The sequence below is a fragment of the Streptomyces sp. NBC_00299 genome (assembly GCF_036173045.1).
GTDB lineage: Bacteria > Actinomycetota > Actinomycetes > Streptomycetales > Streptomycetaceae > Streptomyces > Streptomyces machairae.
In genome coordinates, this window is sequence record NZ_CP108039.1 from 1,187,774 (window position 1) to 1,209,772 (window position 21,999).

Sequence of the window (21,999 nt, forward strand, 5' to 3'; positions counted from 1 at the left end):
GATGTCCGCTGTCGTCGTCCTGCTGCTGTTCGCCGGGCTGTCCGAGGCCGCCGGGCGCATCCTGCCGCTGCTGGCGGGCCGCCCTGGCATGCCTCGGCTGCTCGTGGCCGGGCTGCTGCCGGCCGCCGGCCTCGTCGAGGCCGCCGTGTTCGCGCTGTGGCCGCTGACCGCGTGGACCCTCGCCGAGCTGGTGGTGTCCTCGCCACCGCCGGGCGACGGGATGGGCTGGACACCGGGCCTGGTCGCGCCGCTGCTGCTCTCGGCCGTGCTCGCGTTCCCCCTGCTCGGGCCGCTGCTGCACCTGCTGCTCTTCGTGGGGGTCGGCGCCGGGCTGGCCGGCCCGCTGGCGACGGCGACCGGGCTCGGCTGGTGGGGCGCCGCCGGCTGCGTGGCCGTCGCCGGGGCCGGACTCGGTGTCGCCGTCGAGACCGTTCGGCGTCTGGTCGTACGGATCAGTGCGTCCCCTACACCGGAGCCGGTCGCATGAACGACTTCCTGTTCTGGGCCTGCGTACTCGGGCCCGTCCTGCTCGCCGAAGGCCTGCTGGCCCGCTACGAGGTGCTGGTCTACAGCGCCGGCTTCCGGGCCCCCACCAGCGAGCTTCCCGAGGGGATGCCCTACGCCCGGGGTGCTGCCGCCGACCGGCCCCCGGAGGCCTACCTGGTCTACCTGGACGGCATCGGCAAGCGCCGCGTCCGCGACACCCGGGACGGCGGCCAGCTGGTCAAGGCGCTGCTCGCCGCAGCCCCCGAGCTGCGCGTGCTGGGGCAGGTGCAGCCCTACTCGCCGTTGGCCGACCCGCTCGCCGACCGGCCGGTGTGGGCGTGGCTGCGCCGCCGCGTCGGGCTGCTGCTGTTCCTGCACAACGTCATGCAGATCTTCGTCGCCGCCGACCACCGGTACCGGCCCCTCTACAACCGGGCCGTCGGCTCCCAGATCGCCACGCAGCTGCGGCTGGCCGGCTACGAGCCCGACAGCGGCATCCCCGTGGTGCTGCTCAGCTACAGCGGCGGCGCCCAGGTCGCCACCGGCGCGGTCGACGAACTGCACACCCGGCTGCGCTGCCCGCTCCTGCTGATCACGCTCGGCGGGTTCCACAACGGCGCCAACGACCTCACCAAGGCCGAGCACCTGCATCAACTCACCAGCGCCCACGACCGGATCGAGCGGGTCGGCACCTGGATGTTCCCGCAGCGCCGGCGGCTGCTGCGCGGCAGCGGATGGAACCGCGCCCGCCGCGCCGGGAAGATCACCGTGCACCGACTCGATCCGGCCACCCACCTCGGTCCGCGCAGCTACATCAGCCCCGTGGCCCAGCTGCCCGGGGGCCGCAGCCACCTCGACCGTACGACCGACACCGTGATCGCCCTCATCCGCGCCCGGCACTGGGCGAAGGCGGCGACGGACCGCCCGATGTCATGAGGCCCCGCGCCGGCCGATCAGCTGTCCGTCCCCGTCCCCGTCCTGCGGGCCGCGGCGCCGTCGGCGTCGAGCCCGGAGACCAGGCCCCGCAGCAGCGGGCCGTACTCCGGGTGGGCCAGGGCGAAGGCCATCTGGGCGACCAGGTAGTCGGCCGGGTTGCCGGTGTCGTACCAGCGGCCCTTGATGACCTGGCCGTACACCGCGCGGGTGGCGGCGTAGGCGTTGATGGCGTCGGTCAGATAGACCTCGCCGGTCCGGTGCTCGTACCAGCGGCGGGTCTGCTCGCGCAGTTCGTCGATGATGCCCGGGGTGATGACGTAGCCGCCGATCGCCGCGTACGACGAGGGGGCGGCGGCGGGCTCGGGCTTCTCGACGAGGCCGGTGATGCGCAGCTGGCCGTCCCCGAGGTCCTCCTTGACGACGGGCACGCCGTAGCGCTGGGACTCGGTGGGGTCCATCGGCAGCAGGGCCAGCACGGGGCAGCCGGTCTGCTCGTAGGCGCGGATCAGCTGCTGGGCGCGGGGGACCTCGGCCACGAAGACGTCGTCGGGCCACAGCACCAGTACGGGCTCGTCGCCGAAGGAGCGGGCGGCGTTCAGCACCGGGGTGCCGTTGCCGTACGGGCCGTACTGGTCGAGGTAGGTGATGTGGCCCTGGCGGGCCAGCTCGGCGACCTCCTCCACCGCGTCGGCGTACGCCGTCTTGCCGTCCCTGCGGAGCTGCTCGACGAGGGCGGGGTTGGGGCGGAAGTGGTCCTGGATGAGGCTCTTGCCGCCGGAGACCACGATGGTGATGTCGGTGATGCCGGAATCCACCAGCTCACGCACCGTGTGCTCGATGACCGGCTTGTCGCCGACCGGGAGCATCTCCTTCGGTGTCGCCTTCGTCAGAGGCAGCAGTCGGGAGCCGAGTCCGGCGGCGGGGATCACAGCCCTGCGGATCGTCGGGGACATCACATCTCTCTCGGTCGATCGACGCGCCGCACCGGCGGACACGGCACGCTTTCGACGCTACCAACGCCTGCCACGACCTCGCCGACCGCCCGGGACCGGGCAGCTCCGACGGACGTCCCGGGAAGGCGGCTCCCGGCGGCGCGCACCCTGTCGTGCCCGCTTGTAGCCTGGTCGTCCAGGACTGGAGGAATCCATGCCCGCCGAGGATGACGCAGCCCCCCTCGACCAGGCCGCAGAGCAGTTCATGGCGGCGCGCCCTCAGCTCTTCGGCATCGCCTACCGCGTGCTCGGCAGCGCCGTGGAGGCCGAGGACATCGTCCAGGAGACGTGGCTGCGGTGGCAGAAGACCGACCGCAGCGACATCCAGGAACCGACGGCGTTCCTGACGACCGTCACGACCCGGCTTGCGATCAATCTCGCCCAGTCGGCGAGGATGCGGCGTGAGTCGTACGTCGGTCCCTGGCTCCCGGAGCCGGTGGACACCCGGGCGGATCCGCAGGTGGGGGCGGAGCGGGCCGAGGCCGTCGACATGGCGGTGCTCCTGCTCCTCGAAAAGCTCAACCCCGTGGAGCGGGCCGCCTACGTGCTGCGGGAGGCCTTCGCCTACCCCTACAAGCGGATCGCGGACATCCTGGAGTCCAGCGAGGCCAACACCCGCCAGCTGGTGAGCCGCGCGAGGAAACACCTGGCGGCGGAGCGCAGGGAGCCGGTCAGCTCCACCGCTCACCGGCGCCTGCTGGAGGCATTCCTCTCGGCGGCCCGGACCGGCAGTCTGTCGGTGCTGGAGGAGGTCCTCACACAGGACGTGGTCAGTTACTCCGACGGTGGCGGGATGCGCGGGGCGTCCAGGATCCCGGTCGTCGGACTCGAGCACGTCTCCAAGTACCTCGCCGCCTTCGCCCCACGGTTCTGGCCCTCGACGGACGTGCGCTGGGTCGAGGCCAACGGCAGGCCGGCCGTCCTCGTCGTCTCGGCCGACGGCACCGCGAAGGCGCTGCTCTGCGTCGACGTCTCGGCGCGCGGCATCGAACGCATCATGTGGGTCCTGAATCCGGCCAAGCTGGCCCCTTACGTGGCTTCGCTGACCGGCTGAGGCCGCTCCTGACCGGCCGACTCGCCGCTGTCCGGCGCGGGGATGGCGTGGCACGGAACGCCGGTGCCCAGCACACTGGAGTTCTGCTCCGCGCGTGCGTCTCTCCTACCGAGTGCTGTCACAGATCCGACCACTGGTCGGTCGTAGTGAGTGACGCCCCCTGATCGGAGAAGACCGTGGCAGTCACCGAACAACGTCTTTCCACCATGGTGCTGGTGATCGGCACCGGAGGTGCAGGCCTGCGGGCGGCGATCGAGCTGGCCGAGGCCGGCGTCGACGTCCTCGCCGTAGGCAAACGCCCCAAGGAGGACGCCCATACGGCACTCGCCGCCGGCGGCATCAACGCGGCGCTGGCCACCATGGATCCCGAGGACAGCTGGCAACAGCACGCGGCGGACACCATCAAGGAGAGCTACCTGCTCGCCGACCCCCGCACCGTGGAGATCGTCACCCAGGGCGCCGCCCGGGGCATCGACGACCTGGAGCGCTTCGGCATGGCCTTCGCCCGGGAGGAGGACGGCCGTATCTCGCAGCGGTTCTTCGGCGCGCACAAGTTCCGGCGCACCGCCTTCGCCGGCGACTACACCGGACTGGAGATCCAGCGCACCCTGGTCCGCCGCGCCGAGCAGCTCAAGATCCCCGTGCTCGACGGCGTCTACATCACCCGGCTGCTGGTGCATGAGGGTGCCGTCTTCGGTGCGTACGGCTTCGACCTCGCGACCGGACGGCGTTACGTGATCCACGCCGACGCCGTCATCCTCGCCGCCGGCGGCCACACCCGGATCTGGCGACGCACGTCCTCGCGGCGCGACGAGAACACGGGGGACTCGTTCCGTCTGGCCGTGGAGGCCGGAGCCCGTCTGCGCGACCCGGAGCTGGTCCAGTTCCATCCCTCCGGGATCATCGAACCGGAGAACGCAGCCGGCACCCTGGTCAGCGAGGCCGCCCGGGGCGAGGGCGGGATCCTGCGCAACGCCCTCGGGGAGCGGTTCATGGCCCGCTACGACCCCGACCGGATGGAGTTGTCCACCCGCGACCGCGTGGCCCTGGCCTCCTACACGGAGATCAAGGAAGGGCGGGGCACCCCCAAGGGCGGTGTGTGGCTCGACGTCTCCCACCTGCCGCGGCAGACGATCATGACGCGGCTCCCCCGCGTCTACCAGACGATGCTCGACCTCCAGATGCTGGACATCACCCGCGAGCCGATCGAGATCGCGCCCACCGCGCACTACTCGATGGGCGGCGTGTGGGTGCGTCCCGAGGACCACAGCACCGATGTGCGGGGCCTGTACGCCATCGGGGAGGCGTCGAGCGGGCTGCACGGCGCCAACCGCCTCGGCGGCAACAGTCTCATCGAACTGCTGGTCTTCGGCCGTATCACGGGGCGGGCCGCCGCCGCGTACTCGCAGTCCCTGACCGCACAGCGCCGGTCGGCGTCGGCCGTCGCCGAGGCCCGCGCGGAGGTCGACAGCCTGCTCGCGGCGGACGGGGCGGAGAACGTACGTGCCCTGCAACGCGCCATCCGCAACACCATGACCGAGCACGCAGGGGTCGTACGCGATGAGGAGGGCCTGCGTGCGGGGCTGACGGAACTCGCCCTGATCGAGAAGCGGATGGAGGACGTCGGCGTACACCCCGACATCGCCGGCTATCAGGACCTCGCGCACGCCTTCGATCTCAAGTCCGCCGCCCTGGCGGCCCGGGCCACCCTCGAAGCGGCACTGGAGCGTCGCGAGACCCGCGGCTGTCACAACCGCAGCGACCACCCCGACCTCGACCCCGCTCTGCAGGTCAATCTCGTGTGGTCCCCGACGACCGGTGTCACCCGCGAGAGCATCCCGGGCGTCTCCGACGAGATCTCGTCGCTGATGGAGGAGGTCTCGACCGACGGCAAGCTCGCCGAATGAGCTGCTGGGTGAGCACTGCTGTCACAAGCAGGACCGCTGCTCTGTCACTTCCAGTACAGACCAATCCCGTGCAGACCAAGAAATTCTCCGAGAGGAAAGCACCATGAAGGTCGTAGTGATCGGTGGAACCGGGCTCATCGGCTCGAAGCTCGTCGGCAAGCTCGAGGAGCACGGGCACGAGGCGGTCGCAGCCGCGCCGAACACCGGCGTCAACACGCTGACGGGCGAGGGCCTCGCCGAGGTCCTGAAGGACGCGTCGGTCGTGGTCGACGTGTCCAACTCCCCTTCGTGGGAGGACGACGCCGTCATGAAATTCTTCCGCACCTCCACGGAAAACCTGCTCAACGCGGAGGCCGAGGCCGGCGTGACGCATCACGTCGCCCTGTCCGTGGTCGGCACCGACCGCCTCCAGGAGAGCGGGTACTTCCGGGCCAAGCAGGCCCAGGAAGAGCTGATCAAGGCGTCCGGCATGCCCTACTCCCTCGTCCACGCCACCCAGTTCTTCGAGTTCATCAAGGGGATCGCGGACATCTCGACCGAGGGCGACACGGTGCGGCTGGCCCCCGCCAAGTTCCAGCCGATCTACTCCGACGACGTGGCAGCGGCCGTCGGCCGTACCGCGGTCGGCGATCCCGTCAACGGCACGGTGGAGATCGCGGGCCCCGACGTGTTCCAGCTCGACGAGCTCATCCGCGAGACGCTCGCCGCCCAGAACGACCCCCGCACGGTAGTCACCGACCCGCACGCCCCGTACTCGGGCGCCGAGTTGGAGGAAACCACGCTCCTGCCGGGTCCGGACGCGCACCTCGCCGGGACCAGGCTGTCCGACTGGCTCGCGAAGCAGCAGTAGGTCCTGCTCCTGCTGCGTGGCCCCTGCCCGGGAGATGCCGTATGGCGGGTATGGATGACGCGGTCCCGATCGCGGAGTTGCTCGACGAACGGCGGCATCTGCTGCATGTCGCGTACTGGATGCTCGGCAGCAGCCGTGCGGCGGAGAGCGTCATCGACGAGACCTACCGACGGTGGTTCGAGCTGCCGGAGCGGGCCCGGGCACGGATCGCGGCGCCGCGGTCGTGGCTGGTGGGCGTCGCCGGGAGTATCTGCCTGACGTGGCCGGCCCTGCCCGAACCGGACAGGGCCGGCGCGGTGGCCCACCTCGTGCGCCGGACCGAATCGCGTGGCGCCGGGTCGCGTGGTGCCGAACCGCAGGGTGCCGAACCGGCCGCCCTGGCCAGGCGCAGTCTGCGGGCCCGGCACGCGCGTCCTACGTCGGCCCGCCAGCACGACACGGTGGCGCGTGCCGTGCATCTGGCCTGCGTGACGCACGACGAGGGGCTCCTGACGTCCCTCCTCGCGGCCGATGCCACGGCCTTCTTCGACGGTGGCGGCAAGGTGCGGACGCTGATCAATCCGGTACACGGCAATACCCACGTGGCCCGCACCCTGCTGACCCTGCTGGCCCGACATCCACGAACCACCTTGTACCCCGGCCCCGTCAACGGACGGACCGGTCTGGTGGTGCGCTACGGCCCTCACGTGGCCGCCGTCATCAGCCTCGACGTCGCCGGCCCTCATGTCGTCCAGGTGTGGGGCACCCTCAACCCCGACAAGCTCCGCACCTGGAACCGCCCCTCACCCGGCACCTGACGGGCCGTCCACATCACCGGCACTGGCGGGCGGTGTTGATGCACCGGACCATCTTGTTCATCAGCCGCTCGTCGAAGACGTTGACGAAGTCGCCGTGGTCCGTGACCGGCTTGTGCATCTGCTCGGGGAAACCGTCCACCGCGTAGAACGGGCTGGAGCCGCCGTTGTCGTTCAGGCTGGGCGCGTTCACGTCGTAGACCAGGCGCTGCACGAGCTGCGGAACGGCCCGGAAGCCGCTCGGGCAGGCGCCGGTGCGCGGATCGGCGTAGGCGACGTGGGTGCGGTGGTTGGCGCTGTCCACGTTCCGGCCGTCCCAGCAGCTCTGGAACTTCGACGTCCGGACCAGGCGGCTGCCCTCGGGACAGATCGGGTACTTGTCCGTCAGCTGGCGGTTCTCGAAGCCGGTGCAGCTCCACGCCGCGTTGGCGTTCGCGGTGCCGTTGGTGAACGTCTTGGCGTCACCGGTGATGATCCGCAGGAACTTGGGCATGGCCACGACCTTGCCCCGCGCGTTCCCCACGTAGTCCAGCGTCACCTGCGACGCGGTGAGGATCCTGCCCGTGTTGCCCTCGGCGCCGCCGCCCTGTTGCCCGGCGTCGAACTCCTCGGTGCCGTCCTGCAGCCGGAGCACCGGCCAGTAGTACGACGACTTGTCGCCCTGGTTCCGGCAGGTCGTCTTGCCGTTCGCGAAGTCCTGGTTGTCGGCGAACGCGTCGTTGGCCTGGTTGCCGACGTAGTCGTGGGTGTGATGAGCACCGTTGTCCACACCGGGCGCGACGATGACGTTGTCGGAGTTGTAGAGCTTGTTCTCGTTCACACCGCACTGGGTGGTGAAGGTTCCCCGGGACGCGTTGCGCGACTTGCGGGGCGCTGTCGCGTTGGGCCGGACCTTGGTGATGTCGACGAAGTCGGCGGCGACGGGGCCGTTCCCTTGCTGTCCGCCGGCACCGGGCTCGCCCTGTCCCTGCTCCTGGCCGCTGTCGGACCCGCGCAACGTGCAGGCGGCCAGTGGCTCAAGGCCCTGCGGCCTGTCCCCCACCCTGTCGATGGCGGTGGCGATCCGCTCGATCGTCGCGGTCCGCTTGTCCTTGAGAGGGCCGAGGACGGCGTTGTTCGCGAAGCCGCTGTCCTGCGCCACCGCCCGGCCCGAACTCCGCAGCTTCTGGTACGCCTCGGAGATCTGGCTGTCCAGCAGGGCGAGTTCCTTGTCGACCTGAGCCCTGGCCCCGGCCGGGGTCTGCTCCAGCCGGCTGCCGACGTCGGGGCAGTCGATGGTCGAGGCCTGTGGGGCCACGGCCTGGCCCGCGCCGCCCTCGGAAGACCGTTTGACGGTGTTGTCGCCGGACGTCTCATGGGCGGAGGCATACACGTTCACGACCACCAGCCCACCCCCTCCGAGCGTGAGGGCCGCCAGGGCGGCAACGACCTTGCCGCTCGTGCTCTTCGTTCGTTTTCGCGCGTTGCGCCGCATGGACTTTCTCCGAACTCTCGTGGTGGGACCGCCACCAGAGTTGTCCATGGGGCTGATGTGAAGGAGGAGTTCGGTTGTCGCGTCAGTTTCTCGTAAGAACTACCGGCCCAGCAGGCCGGCAACGGTGGTGTCGACCACGCCGGCCATGGTCAGGAGCTGAGGTAGGCGCCCCTCGCAAGGCCTTGCAGGACGCTGTTGGCGGTCGCCTCCGCGGTCAGGTTGGTGGAGTCCAGGACGTGGGCCTCATAGGCGCCCAGGTCGCTGAACTGGTCGTGCAGTGAGCGAATCGGTTCGGGGTCGGTCAAGGCGTCGCCGAGTCGGCTCGTTGCCCGTTCGAGTGTGGTGTGTTGGTCCGGCCGAAGGATGACGTAGCTCAGCGGCAGGGCCCGTTCCCGGGCCGTCACGCGGAAGAGATCGATGAACCAGGGCCCCACGATCCCGTCGCAGATCACCTGGTAACCGCCGTCGGCGTAACCGAACGCCGCCGACGCCAGCACCTGCAGGACCACCTGGTTCTGTCGATGCGCTTCGGGCAGGTAGGGCTCGATCCGGCCCTGCTTGATCCAGCGCCAGAAGTCGTCGCTGTGCAGGTGGACGCTGGGAGTCAGGTGATCGGCCAGGAGTTGCGCCACCGTGCTCTTGCCGGCTCCGGGCGGCCCGGTCAGGACGACGACCTGTCCGCGGTGAGGGCACGTCCGGTTGAGGGGCGGCGGGTTCATGCCGCCACCGTGCCACGTTCGGCCGGCACACCGCTTTCGAATTTGACTCCCGCTCGGACCCAGAGACCAGGTGCCGTCCGGGGCTTTGGACGTAGGTCGTTGGCTGGTGGTGAAGCGATCGGCGGCACCGGAAGATGGGAGACGTGGACGCTCCTGGTTTTGATGTGGACGCCTTCCTGCAGCAGCCGCTCACGGCTCGGATCGCGACGAGCGGGCCCACGGTGCGTCCTGTCTGGTTCCTCTGGGAAGAGGGAGCCTTCTGGATCTTGACGGGCCCATGGGCCCGGTTGTTCGACCGCGTGAAGGGTGACCCGAACGTCGCTCTCGTCGTGGACGAGTGCGATCTCGCGACGGGGCGTGTCCGGCAGGTGATCGCTCGGGGCCGGGCTGAGCTCGTGCCCTTCGATGTGCCGAGGGGACGGCGCAAGCTTGCCCGCTACCTGGGAGCGGACGAGGCTCTGTGGGACGCGCGTTTCCTGCACTACCTGCACGATGATCCGGGCGGACGAGGCACGATGTGGTTGCGTCTGGTGCCTGCCTCGTTCACCGCGACGGATCTCAGTTACTCCGTGGCGTCGTGACGGTGTTCTCAGCGGTGTCGTTCTTCTGCACCTTGGTGCGGGCCACGCAAGCACAGACTTGCGCGCCGTGACTCGTGTCCACAATGCCCGTATCCTCATCAATGCCAGATTCTTCCGATGAGCGCATGGTCGTAGACGCGGAGTGAGGCGAAGCGTGGTTCGGTCCGACGACGAACCGATGCTGACGGGACGTGCGGCAGGCGGCACAGGACCCGCCGACTTTCGCGAGCGGTTTCTGCAGGGTGAGTCGGTCGCGGCGGGTGTGCGGCCCTCGATCTTGAGTTCCTGGCAGCGTTCCCGGGCCCTCGGCCTGTCGCCGAACCAGTCCGAGCTTCCGTTCCGGGAGGACTTCGAGCCCGACGGCCGGATCGTCCGTGCCGCCGTGCCGGTGTTGGACCGCTTGCAGTCCAGGTTCGACGGCAGCGAGATGAACATCTCCGTCGCCGACGCGAACGGGACGGTTCTGCTGCGCCGTTTCGGCAGGATGTCGCTGGCCAGGAGCCTGCCTGCGATCCAGATCGTCCCGGGGTTCGTGTTCGCCGAGCGGTTCGCCGGTACCAACGGAATCGGTCTCGCCCTGGCGGAGCGGCAGCTCATCCGGGTCTACGGTGCCGAGCACTTCGCCGAGCGCTCCCAGGGCAGCGCCTGCCGCGCGCTTCCCGTGCGCGATCCGCTGAACGGGCGCATCGAGGGCGTGCTGTGCCTGGGCTATCCGCGCAGCGCCGAGGACCCGTCGCTGGACCACGTGATACGCAAGGCTGCCGAGGCCATCGAGCGGCGACTGCTGCGGCAGAACTCCACGCGGGAGCGCGATCTGCTGCAGGCGTACCTGGACGCCGGGGCGCAGGCCGCCTCCGGACTTCACCACAGCGTCGCTGTGGACGAGCTGGCCTTGGAGCTGCGCCCCGGCGACCGGGCGATCCTCCTGGAGAAGGCCGCCGAGCTGATCTCCCGCGCCCAGCGGGCCGCCATCGACGTGGCCCTGCCCGACGGACGGTCGATCACGCTGGTGAGCCGTCCGATGACGAGCGCGTCCGGAGTGGAGGGCTTCGCCATCGAGGCCGTTCTGCCCGGTCCCGCGCCACTCGGGGCCGACGGAATCCCGCACCAGTTCGACGAGCCGCTGGGCTTGTCCACCCTGCCTGCCGCCGCTGCGCCCCCACTGTCCGGGGCCGTCGCCGTCGTTGCCGCGCTCGGGGATCCCTCCGCCGTACCACCGACCGGGCACCCTCCCGACGCGACCCCCGGCTGGAGCGCCCCGGGGACCGCGGGCATCACAACCGCCGGCCTCGACGGCACGGGGGGCGATCGCCACCCCTCCCCGCCCCCGACCAGAGGGCTCGTTCTGGTGGGGGAACCGCAGGTGGGGACGTACGCCCTGGCCGCCCGGCGCCGCCTGGAGCTGCTGTCGGAGGCGGGCACGCGCATCGGCAGCACCCTGGACGTGCGCCGTACCGCCCAGGAGCTCGCCGAGACGGCGGTCCCGCGACTGGCCGACTTCGTCACCATCGACCTGCCCGAGGCCGTCCTGCGCGGCGAGGAGGCCGCCACTCCCCTGGACGTCCTGCACCGCGCGGTGGTCCACGGCATCCGCGACGACTGTCCCTTCAGGTCGGTCGGCCAGACGGTCGAGTACAGCCCGACCACGCCCCAGCTGCGATCACTGACCGACGGACAGGCCGTGCTGGAGCCCGACCTGAACGCCGCCGCGGGCTGGCTCGCACAGGACCCCGAGCACACCGCACGACTGCTGCGCCACGTGCACTCCCTCATCGCCGTTCCCCTGGTCGCGCGGGGCGTCGTCCTGGGCATCGTGAGCTTCTACCGCGCGCAGGACTCCGTCCCCTTCGAGGACGACGACCGCTCGCTTGCCCAGGAACTCGCCGTCCGCGCGGCGCTGTCCCTCGACAACGCCCGGTGCTACACCCGCGAACGGACCATGGCCCTCGCTCTCCAGCGCAGCCTGCTCCCGCACGGCCTGCCCGACCACAGCGCCGTCGACGTCGCCCATCGCTACCTGCCCGCCGAGTCCGACGTCGGCGGGGACTGGTACGACGTCATCCCGCTCTCCGGTACGCGCATCGGCCTCTTCGTCGGCGACGTCGTCGGCCACGGCATGCTCTCGGCCGCCACCATGGGCCGACTGCGCACCGCCGCACGCAGCTTCGCCGAGCTCGACTTCCCACCGGACGAGGTCCTCATCCACCTGGACAACCTCGTGAGCCGCCTGGACCGGGAGGACCCGGCCTCCGACGGCGCCGGCATCATCGGCGCGACCTGTCTGTACGCCGTCTACGACCCGACCTCGCAGCGGTGCACCATGGCCCGGGCAGGCCATCCCCCGCCCGCGCTGGTCCACCCCGACGGAACGGTGTCGTTCCCTGAGCTGCCCGCAGGTCCTCCGCTGGGCCTCGGAGGTCTGCCCTTCGAGGCCGCCGACCTGGACATGCCCGAGGACAGCCGCGTGATCCTCTACACCGACGGACTCATCGAGGACCGCAAACGGGACGTCGACGCGGTGCTCGACCAGCTGCGCGACACCCTGGCCCACTCGACGCGCACACCCGAGGAGATCTGTCAGGTCATCCTGGACACCGTCGCGCCGGCCCACCCCTACGACGACATCGCCCTGCTCGTCGCCCGCACCCACGCCCTCGAACCCCATCGGATCGCCGTCTGGGACGTGCCCTCCGACCCGGCCGTCGTCAGCGAGGTCCGCGCCTCGACGACGCGCCAGCTGGCCGATTGGGGGCTCGACGAGGCCGCGTTCGCCGCGGAGCTGCTGCTCAGCGAGCTCGTCACCAACGCCATCCGCCACGCCGCCGGACCGATCCGGGTCCGGCTGCTCCACGACCGCACCCTGATCTGCGAGGTCTCCGACGCCAGCGACACCGCTCCGCACCTGCGCCGGGCCGCGACCACCGACGAGGGCGGCCGAGGGCTCTTCCTGGTCGCGCAGCTGGCACAGAGCTGGGGAACGCGCTACACGCCGGATGGCAAGGTCATCTGGGCCGAGTGCGAGCTGCACGGCGCGTGAGGCGGGCCGATTGATCCACGAGGGATCACACGAGGCCGCAAAAGGCAGCAAGAGATAACAAGAAGTAGCAGGGATGGGTAAATATCCAGAATTTAGATATACGTCCCATTAGTATCGCTCCAGAAAGTCGGGAGGAACCCGCCAGGCCGACCACCGGAGTTGTCCGTGGAACCTCTGGTCCGTGTCCGTGGGCTCGCCAAGCGTTTCGGCGGGACCCTCGCGCTGGCCGGAGTCGACCTCGACGTCCACGCCGGCAGCGTCCTCGCCCTCCTCGGCCCCAACGGAGCCGGTAAGTCCACCCTGATCAAGGTGCTGGCCGGCGTCCACCACGCCGACGCCGGGCAGGTCACGGTGGACGGACTGCCGCTCGGGAGCCACGACGCCTCCCGCGCCATGTCCTTCATCCACCAGGACCTGGGTCTGGTGGAGTGGATGACCGTCGCCGAGAACATCGCCCTGAGCACCGGGTATCCCCGCCGCGCCGGGCTGATCTCCTGGCCTCGGACCCGAGAGCGCTGCGCCGAGGCCCTGCGGACCGTCGCGGGGCACCTCGACCCGGACGTACCGGTCGGACTGCTGGCCCCGGCGGAGCGTTCACTGGTCGCCATCGCACGGGCCCTCGCGGCACGGGCGAGGCTCATCGTCCTCGACGAGCCGACCGCACGCCTGCCCGCCGCGGACTGCGCCCGGCTGTTCCGCGTCCTGCACACCCTGCGCGACCGTGGGCACGGCATCCTCTACGTCACCCACCGCCTGGACGAGGTGTACGAGGTCGCCGACACCTTCGCCGTCCTGCGCGACGGCCGGCTGGTCAGCCAAGGTCCGCTGGCGGGCCACAGCCCCGCCCGCCTCGTGTACGACATCACCGGCGAGGCACCGGCCGACCACCACCCCGCCCCGGCGCCGGGCAGCGCTCCGGCGGTCCTGACCCTTGACGGCGTACGGACCACCGGTGCGGGACCGGTCGGCCTGGAACTCAGGGCCGGCGAAGTCCTGGGCCTGGTCGGTCTCACGGGCGCCGGACACATGGACCTGGGCCGAGCCGTCGCGGGTGCCCGGCCTCTGCTCGCCGGACGGGCCCTGCTCGGCGGCCGGCCGTACCGTCCACGCTCGGTCGTGGACGCCGTCCGACTCGGCGTCGCCCTCGTGCCCGGCGACAGACAGGTCGAAGGGTGCCTCCCCGAGTTGACCGTACGGGAGAACCTCCTGGCCAACCCTCGCGCGGGCGGCCTGCCGGCGCCGCACTGGATCGGCCCGCGCCGGGAACGCCACGAGGCCGCGGGCCTGATCGAACGGTTCTCGGTGCGTCCCCGCGACAGCGAGGCCGCCGTCGCCACCCTGTCCGGCGGCAATCAGCAGAAGGTCATGATCGGACGGTGGCTGCGGGTCGGGCTGCGCCTGCTCGTCCTGGAGGAGCCCACGGCGAGCGTGGACGTCGGCGCCAAGGCCGCGATCCACCGTCTGCTCGACGAGGCGCTGACAGCAGGCCTCGCGGTCCTCCTGGTCTCCACCGACTTCGAGGAGGTCGCGGGCGTGTGCCGGCGCGCGCTGGTCTTCGTGCGCGGATCCGTGACGGCGGAGCTGAGCGGCCCGTCCCTCACCGTCACCGGGCTCACCCGGGCCGCCTCGGCCATGCCGCCCGCCGACACGGCCACGAACCGGTGAGCACCTCGCCCTCCTCGCCGGGACCGCGGAGCCGACCCGGCCGCCGGGACGGCCCGAGTCCGACGGCCCGGCTGCGCGGTGGCCGGGGCGGACACCTCGTCGGCGCCTACGGCCTCCTGGCCCTCACCGCCCTCCTCTTCCTGATCTTCTCCCTCACCCTGCCGCGTACTTTCCCCACCCGGGACACCGTCGACTCGATCCTGTCCACCCAGTCGATCCCGGCGGTGCTGGCGCTCGCCGCGATGGTCCCGATCGTGACCGGCGCCTTCGACCTCTCCATCGGGTACGGCCTCGGCCTGGCGCACGTCCTGGTGATGCAGCTCATCGTCCACGAAGGATGGCCCTGGCCACTGGTCTGCCTCACGGTGATCGTCGGAGGCGGTGTCGTCGGCGTCCTCAACGGTGTCATCGTCGAGTTCGGCCGGATCGACTCGTTCATCGCCACGCTCGGGACCGGCAGCATGATGTACGCCGCGACCGGCTGGATCACCGACGGCGGCCGTATCGTCCCCGGCCCGCAGGGTCTCCCGGCCGCCTTCACCGACCTCTACAACTCCACATTCCTCGGCCTTCCGATCCCGGCGTTCTACGTGCTCGCCATCACAGCCGTCCTGTGGCTGGTGTTGGAGCGACTGCCGCTCGGCCGGTACTTGTATGTCGTCGGGTCGAACCCGCGCGCCGCCGATCTCCTCGGCATCCCGATCCGGAAGTACACGGTGTACGCCTTCGCCACGTCGGGGCTGCTCGTCGGCTTCGCCGGAGTGCTGCTCGCGGCCCAGCAGCAGATCGGCAATCCGAGCGTCGGCCTCGACTATCTGCTGCCCGCCTTCGTCGGCGCCCTGCTCGGCTCCACAGCCATCAAGCCCGGCCGCCCCAACGCCCTGGGCACCCTCGTGGCCGTCGCCGTCCTGGCCGTCGGCCTCACCGGCATCGGCCAGATGGGCGCCGACTTCTGGACCGTCCCGTTGTTCCACGGCGGCACCCTCCTCCTGGCCGTCGGCCTCGCGGGCTACACCGCGCGCCGCCGGCTGCGCACCGGCGCCGCCACGGCGCGCGATTCGCCCGACGTGCCGACGGAGCCGCCGTCGGGCCCGACGCAGGACGGCGGCACGCGGGACGGCGGCACGCGGGACGGCGGCACGAACGACGGTGCTCCGTGATCTACGCCCGGGTGATCTACATCCCCGCGATCCCCATCCCCGCGATCCCCATCCCCGCGATCCCCATCCCTGGGCAGAGCAGCCCCCAGCCCGCACACCCCCTCACCCGCCCTCGTCCCCGCATCCTCCGCGAGGAGCTTCCGTGCACCGCACACCGAAGGCAACCCCCGGCATCCTCAGGGCCACGTCCGTGGCCGCTGCCCTGCTGGCCGCGGTAACCGTCCTGGCCGGCTGCGAACGCGGCTCCGAAAACGTGCCGGATGACCCCACCTCCGGCCCGAACGGCTGTCCCACGGCCCACGCGAGGGCCCAGACGGCCGTCGATCGCGCGCGGCGGACGGACGTCCCTTGGAACGGGCCGACCACCGGCCCGACGGCCGTGTCCGGCCGGACCATCGTCTACGTCGCCCAGACCATGACCAACCCCGGAGTGGCGGGGGCCGCCGAGGGTGTGCGGGACGCCGCGGGCGTCATCGGCTGGAACGTCCGGGTGATCGACGGCGGCGGTACCCCGGCGGGCCTCCAGGCGGCGATGAGCGAGGCCGTGGCCCTCAGGCCGGCGGGGATCGTCATCGGCGGCTTCGACCCCAACGCGACCTCGCAGCAGGTGACTCGGGCGGTCGCGTCCCGCATTCCTCTCGTCGGCTGGCACGCGGTCGCCGCCCCGGGCCCCAGCCGACGCCCTCCGCTCTTCACGAACGTCACCACGAACGTCGAGGAGGTGGCCAGAATCAGCGCGCAATGGGTGATCTCCCAATCCAACGGCACCGCGGGCGCCGTGATCTTCACCGACGCCTCGATCCCCTTCGCCCGGAACAAGTCGGAGCTGATCAGGAAGGAACTCGCCACCTGCTCGGGCGTGCAGCTGCTGTCGTACCAGAACATCCCGATCCCGGACGCGAGCAGCCGCACGCCCCGGGAGGTCTCCTCGCTCCTGTCCCGCTTCCAGGACAGGTGGACCCACTCCGTCGCCATCAACGACCTCTACTTCGCCGACGCCGCACCGGCCTTGCGCGCGGCCGGCGAGAAGGGTTCCGGCCCGCCCTACAACATCGGCGCCGGAGACGGCGACCCCTCGGCCTTCCAGCGCATCAACAACGAGCAGTACCAGTCGGCGACGGTGCCCGAACCGCTGTCCCTCCAGGGCTGGCAGATCATCGACGAGTTCAACCGGGCCTTCTCCGGCCGTGCCGCGAGCGGCTATGTGGCCCCCATCCACATCAGTACGGCCGACAACACCGACGGTGCCACGACGTGGGATCCCTCGGGATACCAGCAGGCGTATCGGAAGATCTGGGGCAAGTAGCCGTGTTCAGCCCACGCCTCCCTGCGACCCCTGGAGCACGGAGCATCACATGACCAGCACCGCGGACAACGGCCCCCACGTCTCACGCGAGGAGTTCGACGCCCTCTTCGAGACAGTACGCGCATGGGGGCACTGGACCCCCGCCGACCGTGGCGCGTGGAACCGGGTCACGCCCGCACATGTCCGCCGTGCCACCGCACTCGTCCGCAGCGGTACGACGGTGCCGATGGCCCTGCCCTGGAACACGGTGCCCGGCCCGGACAACAGCAAGCCCGCGCTGTTCTACATGTCCGACCTCGGCGACGTGGAGGCGCCCGAGCCGTCCTGCCACAAGGACTTCATCGCCGTCGACTACCACGGAAAGGGCGTCAGCCACCTCGACGCGCTCTCCCACATCGCCTATCGGGGGCAGCTCTATGACGGCCGCACCGCCCGCGAGGTCGTCGACGCCGCCGGCGCCCACTTCGGCGCGGTCTCCTCCCTCGGTCCCCTTGTCACCAGAGGCGTCCTGCTCGACCTGCCCGCCGTCCTCGGCACCGACTGGCTCGAACCCGGCACCGCCGTACACGCCGACGACGTCCTCGCCGCCGAGAACGCACTCGGCGTGCAGATCGGCGAGGGCGACGCGGTCCTGCTGCGCTCCGGCCACTTCCGGCGCCGCGCCCGGCTCGGCCCCTGGAACCCGGGCCACGCCAGCGCCGGCCTCCATGTGGACGCCGTGCCCCTGCTGGCCGAACGCGGGATCTCGCTGCTCGGTGGCGACGGCGACAGCGACGTTCGGCCCTCTCCGGTCGAGGGCCTGCACTCCCCCGTACACGCCCTCGCCATCACCGCCATGGGAGTACCGCTGCTGGACAACCTCGACCTGGAGCCACTGTCCACCGCGTGCGCGACGGAAGGGCGTTACGAGTTCCTGCTCGTCGTGGCACCCCTGAACGTCCCCCACGGCACGGGCTCCCCCGTCAATCCTGTCGCGGTGCTGTGACGGCGACGACCTGGCCAAGCCGCATGGCGACAAGGGCTACGACTACGACCACCTGCGGCGCCGGCTACGCCAGCGCGGTATCCGGCACCGCATCGCCCGCAGGGGCGTCGAGTCCTTCCCAGGGCTTGGCCGGCACCGGTAGGTGGTCGAGCGCACCGTCACGACCTGAGCTGCTGAATTTGGGGGTCGTAGCAGACAAGACCCAACGAAGACGCAACCTGTGCCGCATGGGCCGACACTTCCTTCGCCATGCTGTAGACCATGGAGAAGTAGATGAGCGGACCGCGGGCCTCACCGATCAACGGCCCCGTAGACCACGGGGAAACATCCTCCTCCTCAACCACCGTCAGATCGGGCCACCGCTTCAACAGCGCGGCGACGTACTGCGGAATGCGATCGGTGGGCGGGTGCTCCACGTCAGTGTCGATGCAGCGGTTGTAGAGGTCCCTGAAGAGTTGCCCGGCAGCAGCGTCGTCCGGTGGACGAACACCCTCCCAGACGGCGAGGTCGTAGCTCATGGGCGGGAGACTGCCACACTCCACTGACATCCAGGGGCACTGGGCAACCGGACAGCTTTCACCATCAGAAACGGTGTCTCAGGACCTCTCAGCCTGGAATGCGGGATCAATCGATCGGAGCGCAGTCGCGCGCCACAGCCGTAGTCCCGACAGCACTGCTGCCGCGACCAGCAGCAGGTTGCGGGCGTACAGGTTGGCGATGGCCAAAGGCGCACCATCGTCGCGGAGTTCGCGGTAGAGCAGCGGGAAGTCCAAGGTCGTGAGCAGGCAGGCCGCGAGCAGGAGCCAGGCGACAGGGCGCTGGGTGGTGTCGGGGCGCAGCAGGCAGACGGCGGCCAGTCCGATCAGCCACACCATGTACTGCGGGCTGATCACGCGGCTTGTGACGACGAAGAGGAGAGTGGCCGTCAGGGCGGCGTCGGGCAGGGCGCAGGAAATGCCGAGGTCCGAACGTTGGCGCCACCACAAGAGCCAGCCAAAGGCCAGGACGGTCAGTGCCTGCATGGTGAGGCTGACGCCCTCGACGTACGGTCCCACGAACTCGTGCGAGCCATCCTTCGCCGCCCAGGTCCCGCTCCAGCCGAAATGGCGGGCGAGATGAAAGGGCAAGGCTCCGACGGACTCGATCTGGATGCCGCGGGACTTCTGGCCGGAGAGGAAGGAGAAGGCGTTCGGCATGGTGAACGCGAAGGAAGCGGCGACCGCCAGCGTGGTGAGCGCAGCGGCAACCCAGACTCTTCGCGTGTACCGGCCCTTGCGAGTGCCGATCAGGAGCAGTACCGGCCAAATCTTGACCATCGAGCCCATCGCAACAAGCACGCCGAATGCCCGGTCGGACCAAGCGCGTTGGTTGGCCGCCACCACGAGCGCGGCCATGGCCAACCCAGTGACGAGCAGATCGAAACGATTCCAGGGCATCGTGCTGAGCGCTGCCAGCCCCACGGTCCAAAGCCAGGCACCGGCGAGACTGCGTCCGGCCACACGTGCCCCACAGAGCAGCATGACAAAGATGAGGATGTCGCAGAGAGCGGTCAGCGCGATGAAGGCGCGTCCGTAATCGAGACCCGGGACCAGCGCAGGCGCAAGGACGGGCAGAGCCGCACCGGGCGGGTACTGCCAGGTGACGTCGTGCAGAGGGAAGGACCCGTTGCCCAGAACCTCGTACCAGCCGCGGTATACCTTGTCGACGGACGGGTCGACGCGGCCATAGCCCGTGAACGCGTTGACCCCCAACGCAGTGGAGACAAGCCACAGGCGCGTCAGGCACCAGAGCATGATGACGGCCGCCAACCCACCCCGGGAACGCCCAGGTGTGGCCGACGGCCGGTTGAGGACAGGTGTGGAGGCCGAGGTTGCAGAAGCAGGCCGATGATGCATCGCGGTTCTTTCGGTAGCTGCGCGGGGTCGACAGCGGGGAAGCGCAGATTCCTCGAACCACCTGCCCATGTCTGATTGAGTCTGATGATATCGCCGCTCAACTGTTGGCCAGTTGACGCCAATGAGCCCCAGAAGTAGAAGCTGGTTTCGGAACTCTCCCTTCCCGGGCTCGCATTGCTTGGGGTCACTGCTTCCCGTTCGGGAGCTGAAGTGTTATGAGCGTGCTCGTCGTAGTAGGCCTGGGTCGCGGTCGACTCCACGATCGTGCGCGCGCACCAGCCCGACATCCGCCCAGCCTGTCCGGCACAGCGCCCGATGCCCGGGCAGGCATGGCCGCAGACGAGGAGCGACGGCGCTCCGCACTCGCCCCCAAGGCCTGCCCCCTTTGGGGCAGGCGGTGAAATGCGGCCGGAACGGATGGCGCTGGAGGCGCAAGGTTCCCTGCGAAGCACCGCCCGCTCCGGCCTCACGGATACTCCTGCCCTGTAAAAGCGTCCCCATTGGCCTGATGTAGAATTTCGTGGATGCGTGCGCCGCTTGGCGTACCGAAGGGCCCCGTCGGCGATCTCCGGCGGGGCCCTTCGCGTTGAGTGTTGTCTACCAGCGGTACCAGCGGCTCTTGCGGCCGCTGTGGCCGACGGGCCGGACCACGAAGCCGAGCAGCCACACCACCAGGACGACGACGGCGATCCACCACAGGGCCTTGAGGGCGAAACCGGCACCGAAAAGGATCAGAGCGAGAAGCAGAACGACAAGCAGGGGAACCATGAATATCAACCTCCGCACACTCAGGTGCCCCGCCAAATCCCTTTCACGCTCAAAGCCTGAACGCATGTTTCCACGATTCCAGGGAATTCAGATGCGCTGCGAGCGAGCCGCATCCACGGCGTTGCTACAGGAAGCGGCGGATGGGCATGACGGCGACCTCACGTGCTTGCTGCAGCACGGAGCGCCGCTTCCAGCGTCCCTTACGGATCAGCGTGGCTGCCTTGAGGTCCTTGTCGAAGTGGCTGTCGAGGGTGGCTGTGAACTCCTGGTCCAGGACGGCGAGCATGATCTCTTCGTCGTGGTCGAGGGAGCGGCGGTTGAAGTTGGTGGAGCCGACCAGGGCGGCGATGCCGTCGATGGTGACGACTTTGGCGTGCATCATCGTCGGCTGGTACTGGTGGATCTCCACGCCGCAGGCGGTGAGGGCGTCGTAGTGGTGCTGGCCGGCCAGTTGGCAGACCCGCTTGTCGGTGTGTGGGCCGGGCAGCAGGATCTCCACCTTGACGCCCCGCCGGGCGGCGGCGCACAGCAGGTCGACGAAGTAGGCGTCGGGGGAGAAGTAGGCGGTGGCCAGCCTGAAGCGGTCCTCGGCCGACTCCAGCATCACCCGGATCAGCGTCTGCATGTCCTGCCAGCCGAAGCTGGCCGACCCCCGGACCACCTGCACCACCGCGCCGCCCTGCGGGGGGTGCGGTACGAACCGGTCGCGCACGTCGAAGAGTTCGTGGTGGCCTTCGGCCCAGTTCTGGGCGAACGCGGCGGCGATGCCGTCCACGGCCGGCCCGCGGACCTCGACGTGGGTGTCGCGCCATTCGTGTTCGTTGCGGGCGTTGCCGCACCACTCCTCGGCGATGCCGACCCCGCCGGTGAAGGCCGTCTGTTCGTCGACGACGAGGACCTTGCGGTGGCAGCGGTGGTTCTGCTTGAAAGGCGACAGGAGCAGCGGCTTGCGGAACCAGGCCACCTGCACCCCGGCCCGCTCCATCTCCTCCAGCAGATCCTTCTCGATCAGCCGGCTGCCGAACCCGTCCAGCAGCAGCCGCACCCGCACTCCCGACCGGGCCCGGTCGGCCAGCGCCTGCGCGAACTCGCGGGCTATGTCCCCCTTCCAGTACACGAACGTCATCATGTCCACGGTGTGCTCGGCGGACCGGATGGCCGCCAGCATCGCGGGGAAGATCTCATCTCCGTTACGCAGAGCGGTGAGTGCGTTGCCCTCGGTCGCCGCGATGCCGATCAGCCGCTCCAGTCGGCGCCGTATCCGTGTGGTGCGTTCCTGGACTGAAGCCTCTGCCTGCGCATCGGCGCCGGGGGCGGTCAGCTCTGGCTGGTCCTGTGTGCTGGTCATGGCGTCACCTGGCCGGCGCCCGCAGGAGACAGGGGAGCTGCG

19 protein-coding genes and 1 pseudogene are annotated in these 21,999 nt (G+C 70.0%); 13 read left to right on the top strand and 7 right to left on the bottom strand.

Annotation, left to right across the window (positions count from 1 at the left end):
- The first annotated feature begins 1 nt into the window (after position 1).
- Both OHT51_RS05105 and OHT51_RS05110 read left to right on the top strand, forming a co-directional pair.
- Entirely contained in the window at positions 2 to 487 is a 486-nt protein-coding gene (locus OHT51_RS05105) for a hypothetical protein (RefSeq protein ID WP_328877675.1), read from the top strand.
- Positions 484 to 1,422 (top strand): hypothetical protein, encoded by a 939-nt coding sequence (locus OHT51_RS05110; protein WP_328877676.1) that lies wholly within the window; start codon positions 484 to 486, stop codon positions 1,420 to 1,422. Before OHT51_RS05105 ends, OHT51_RS05110 begins: the two co-directional genes overlap by 4 nt.
- 17 nt (positions 1,423 to 1,439) lie before the next feature.
- Here the strand turns inward: OHT51_RS05110 and OHT51_RS05115 are convergent, their stop codons facing one another.
- Positions 1,440 to 2,375: a UTP--glucose-1-phosphate uridylyltransferase gene (locus OHT51_RS05115; RefSeq protein WP_328877677.1), complete on the bottom strand. Its 936-nt coding sequence runs from the start codon at positions 2,373 to 2,375 to the stop codon at positions 1,440 to 1,442.
- Between the two features lie 193 nt (positions 2,376 to 2,568).
- Here OHT51_RS05115 and OHT51_RS05120 point away from each other — a divergent pair, with 193 nt between their 5' ends.
- The 4 genes from OHT51_RS05120 (at position 2,569) to OHT51_RS05135 (ending at position 7,022) form a co-directional block, all read left to right on the top strand.
- Positions 2,569 to 3,468 carry an RNA polymerase sigma-70 factor gene (locus OHT51_RS05120; RefSeq protein ID WP_328877678.1) on the top strand — a complete coding sequence of 300 codons (900 nt, stop codon included), beginning with the start codon at positions 2,569 to 2,571 and terminating at the stop codon, positions 3,466 to 3,468.
- A gap of 206 nt (positions 3,469 to 3,674) precedes the next feature.
- Positions 3,675 to 5,375: an L-aspartate oxidase gene (locus tag OHT51_RS05125; RefSeq protein WP_328884244.1), complete on the top strand. Its 1,701-nt coding sequence runs from the start codon at positions 3,675 to 3,677 to the stop codon at positions 5,373 to 5,375.
- 103 nt (positions 5,376 to 5,478) lie between these two features.
- Positions 5,479 to 6,225: an SDR family oxidoreductase gene (locus OHT51_RS05130; RefSeq protein ID WP_328877679.1), complete on the top strand. Its 747-nt coding sequence runs from the start codon at positions 5,479 to 5,481 to the stop codon at positions 6,223 to 6,225.
- A gap of 41 nt (positions 6,226 to 6,266) precedes the next feature.
- On the top strand, positions 6,267 to 7,022 hold the full coding sequence (locus tag OHT51_RS05135) for an RNA polymerase subunit sigma (protein WP_328877680.1): 756 nt from the start codon (positions 6,267 to 6,269) through the stop codon (positions 7,020 to 7,022).
- A gap of 13 nt (positions 7,023 to 7,035) precedes the next feature.
- Here OHT51_RS05135 and OHT51_RS05140 read toward each other — a convergent pair whose 3' ends face one another.
- Together OHT51_RS05140 and OHT51_RS05145 are read right to left on the bottom strand one after the other, a co-directional pair.
- Positions 7,036 to 8,493 (bottom strand): DUF1996 domain-containing protein, encoded by a 1,458-nt coding sequence (locus OHT51_RS05140; protein ID WP_328877681.1) that lies wholly within the window; start codon positions 8,491 to 8,493, stop codon positions 7,036 to 7,038.
- Between the two features lie 149 nt (positions 8,494 to 8,642).
- Complete coding sequence (locus OHT51_RS05145) at positions 8,643 to 9,212, bottom strand: AAA family ATPase (RefSeq protein ID WP_328877682.1); 570 nt, start codon at positions 9,210 to 9,212, stop codon at positions 8,643 to 8,645.
- Between the two features lie 164 nt (positions 9,213 to 9,376).
- Here OHT51_RS05145 and OHT51_RS05150 point away from each other — a divergent pair, with 164 nt between their 5' ends.
- The 7 genes and pseudogenes from OHT51_RS05150 to OHT51_RS05180 all read left to right on the top strand — a co-directional run.
- A complete protein-coding gene (locus tag OHT51_RS05150) occupies positions 9,377 to 9,793 on the top strand; it encodes a pyridoxamine 5'-phosphate oxidase family protein (RefSeq protein ID WP_443052695.1) in 417 nt (138 codons plus the stop codon).
- 154 nt (positions 9,794 to 9,947) lie between these two features.
- Positions 9,948 to 12,830 carry a SpoIIE family protein phosphatase gene (locus tag OHT51_RS05155; protein WP_328877684.1) on the top strand — a complete coding sequence of 961 codons (2,883 nt, stop codon included), beginning with the start codon at positions 9,948 to 9,950 and terminating at the stop codon, positions 12,828 to 12,830.
- A 165-nt stretch (positions 12,831 to 12,995) separates the two neighbouring features.
- On the top strand, positions 12,996 to 14,495 hold the full coding sequence (locus OHT51_RS05160) for a sugar ABC transporter ATP-binding protein (protein WP_328877685.1): 1,500 nt from the start codon (positions 12,996 to 12,998) through the stop codon (positions 14,493 to 14,495).
- Positions 14,492 to 15,655: an ABC transporter permease gene (locus OHT51_RS05165; RefSeq protein WP_328877686.1), complete on the top strand. Its 1,164-nt coding sequence runs from the start codon at positions 14,492 to 14,494 to the stop codon at positions 15,653 to 15,655. The genes OHT51_RS05160 and OHT51_RS05165 overlap by 4 nt, the downstream gene beginning before the upstream one ends.
- Before the next feature lie 142 nt (positions 15,656 to 15,797).
- Positions 15,798 to 16,961, top strand: a complete 1,164-nt coding sequence (locus OHT51_RS05170; RefSeq protein ID WP_328877687.1) for a substrate-binding domain-containing protein — start codon at positions 15,798 to 15,800, stop codon at positions 16,959 to 16,961.
- A gap of 49 nt (positions 16,962 to 17,010) precedes the next feature.
- The gene (locus tag OHT51_RS05175) at positions 17,011 to 17,946 is read left to right on the top strand and encodes a cyclase family protein (RefSeq protein WP_328877688.1); all 936 of its coding nucleotides are present in this window, start codon (positions 17,011 to 17,013) and stop codon (positions 17,944 to 17,946) included.
- 13 nt (positions 17,947 to 17,959) lie between these two features.
- Positions 17,960 to 18,085 (top strand): annotated as a pseudogene (locus OHT51_RS05180) (IS5/IS1182 family transposase); the annotation flags it as partial.
- Positions 18,086 to 18,104: 19 nt separating this feature from the next.
- Here OHT51_RS05180 and OHT51_RS05185 read toward each other — a convergent pair.
- The 4 genes from OHT51_RS05185 to OHT51_RS05200 all read right to left on the bottom strand — a co-directional run bounded on the left by OHT51_RS05185 (position 18,105) and on the right by OHT51_RS05200 (position 21,957).
- Complete coding sequence (locus OHT51_RS05185; protein WP_328877689.1) at positions 18,105 to 18,464, bottom strand: hypothetical protein; 360 nt, start codon at positions 18,462 to 18,464, stop codon at positions 18,105 to 18,107.
- Between the two features lie 78 nt (positions 18,465 to 18,542).
- On the bottom strand, positions 18,543 to 19,754 hold the full coding sequence (locus OHT51_RS05190) for a glycosyltransferase family 87 protein (RefSeq protein WP_328877690.1): 1,212 nt from the start codon (positions 19,752 to 19,754) through the stop codon (positions 18,543 to 18,545).
- Between the two features lie 684 nt (positions 19,755 to 20,438).
- On the bottom strand, positions 20,439 to 20,609 hold the full coding sequence (locus OHT51_RS05195; protein ID WP_328877691.1) for a hydrophobic protein: 171 nt from the start codon (positions 20,607 to 20,609) through the stop codon (positions 20,439 to 20,441).
- A gap of 124 nt (positions 20,610 to 20,733) precedes the next feature.
- Entirely contained in the window at positions 20,734 to 21,957 is a 1,224-nt protein-coding gene (locus OHT51_RS05200; RefSeq protein ID WP_328877692.1) for a phospholipase D-like domain-containing protein, read from the bottom strand.
- Between the last annotated feature and the right edge of the window lie 42 nt (positions 21,958 to 21,999).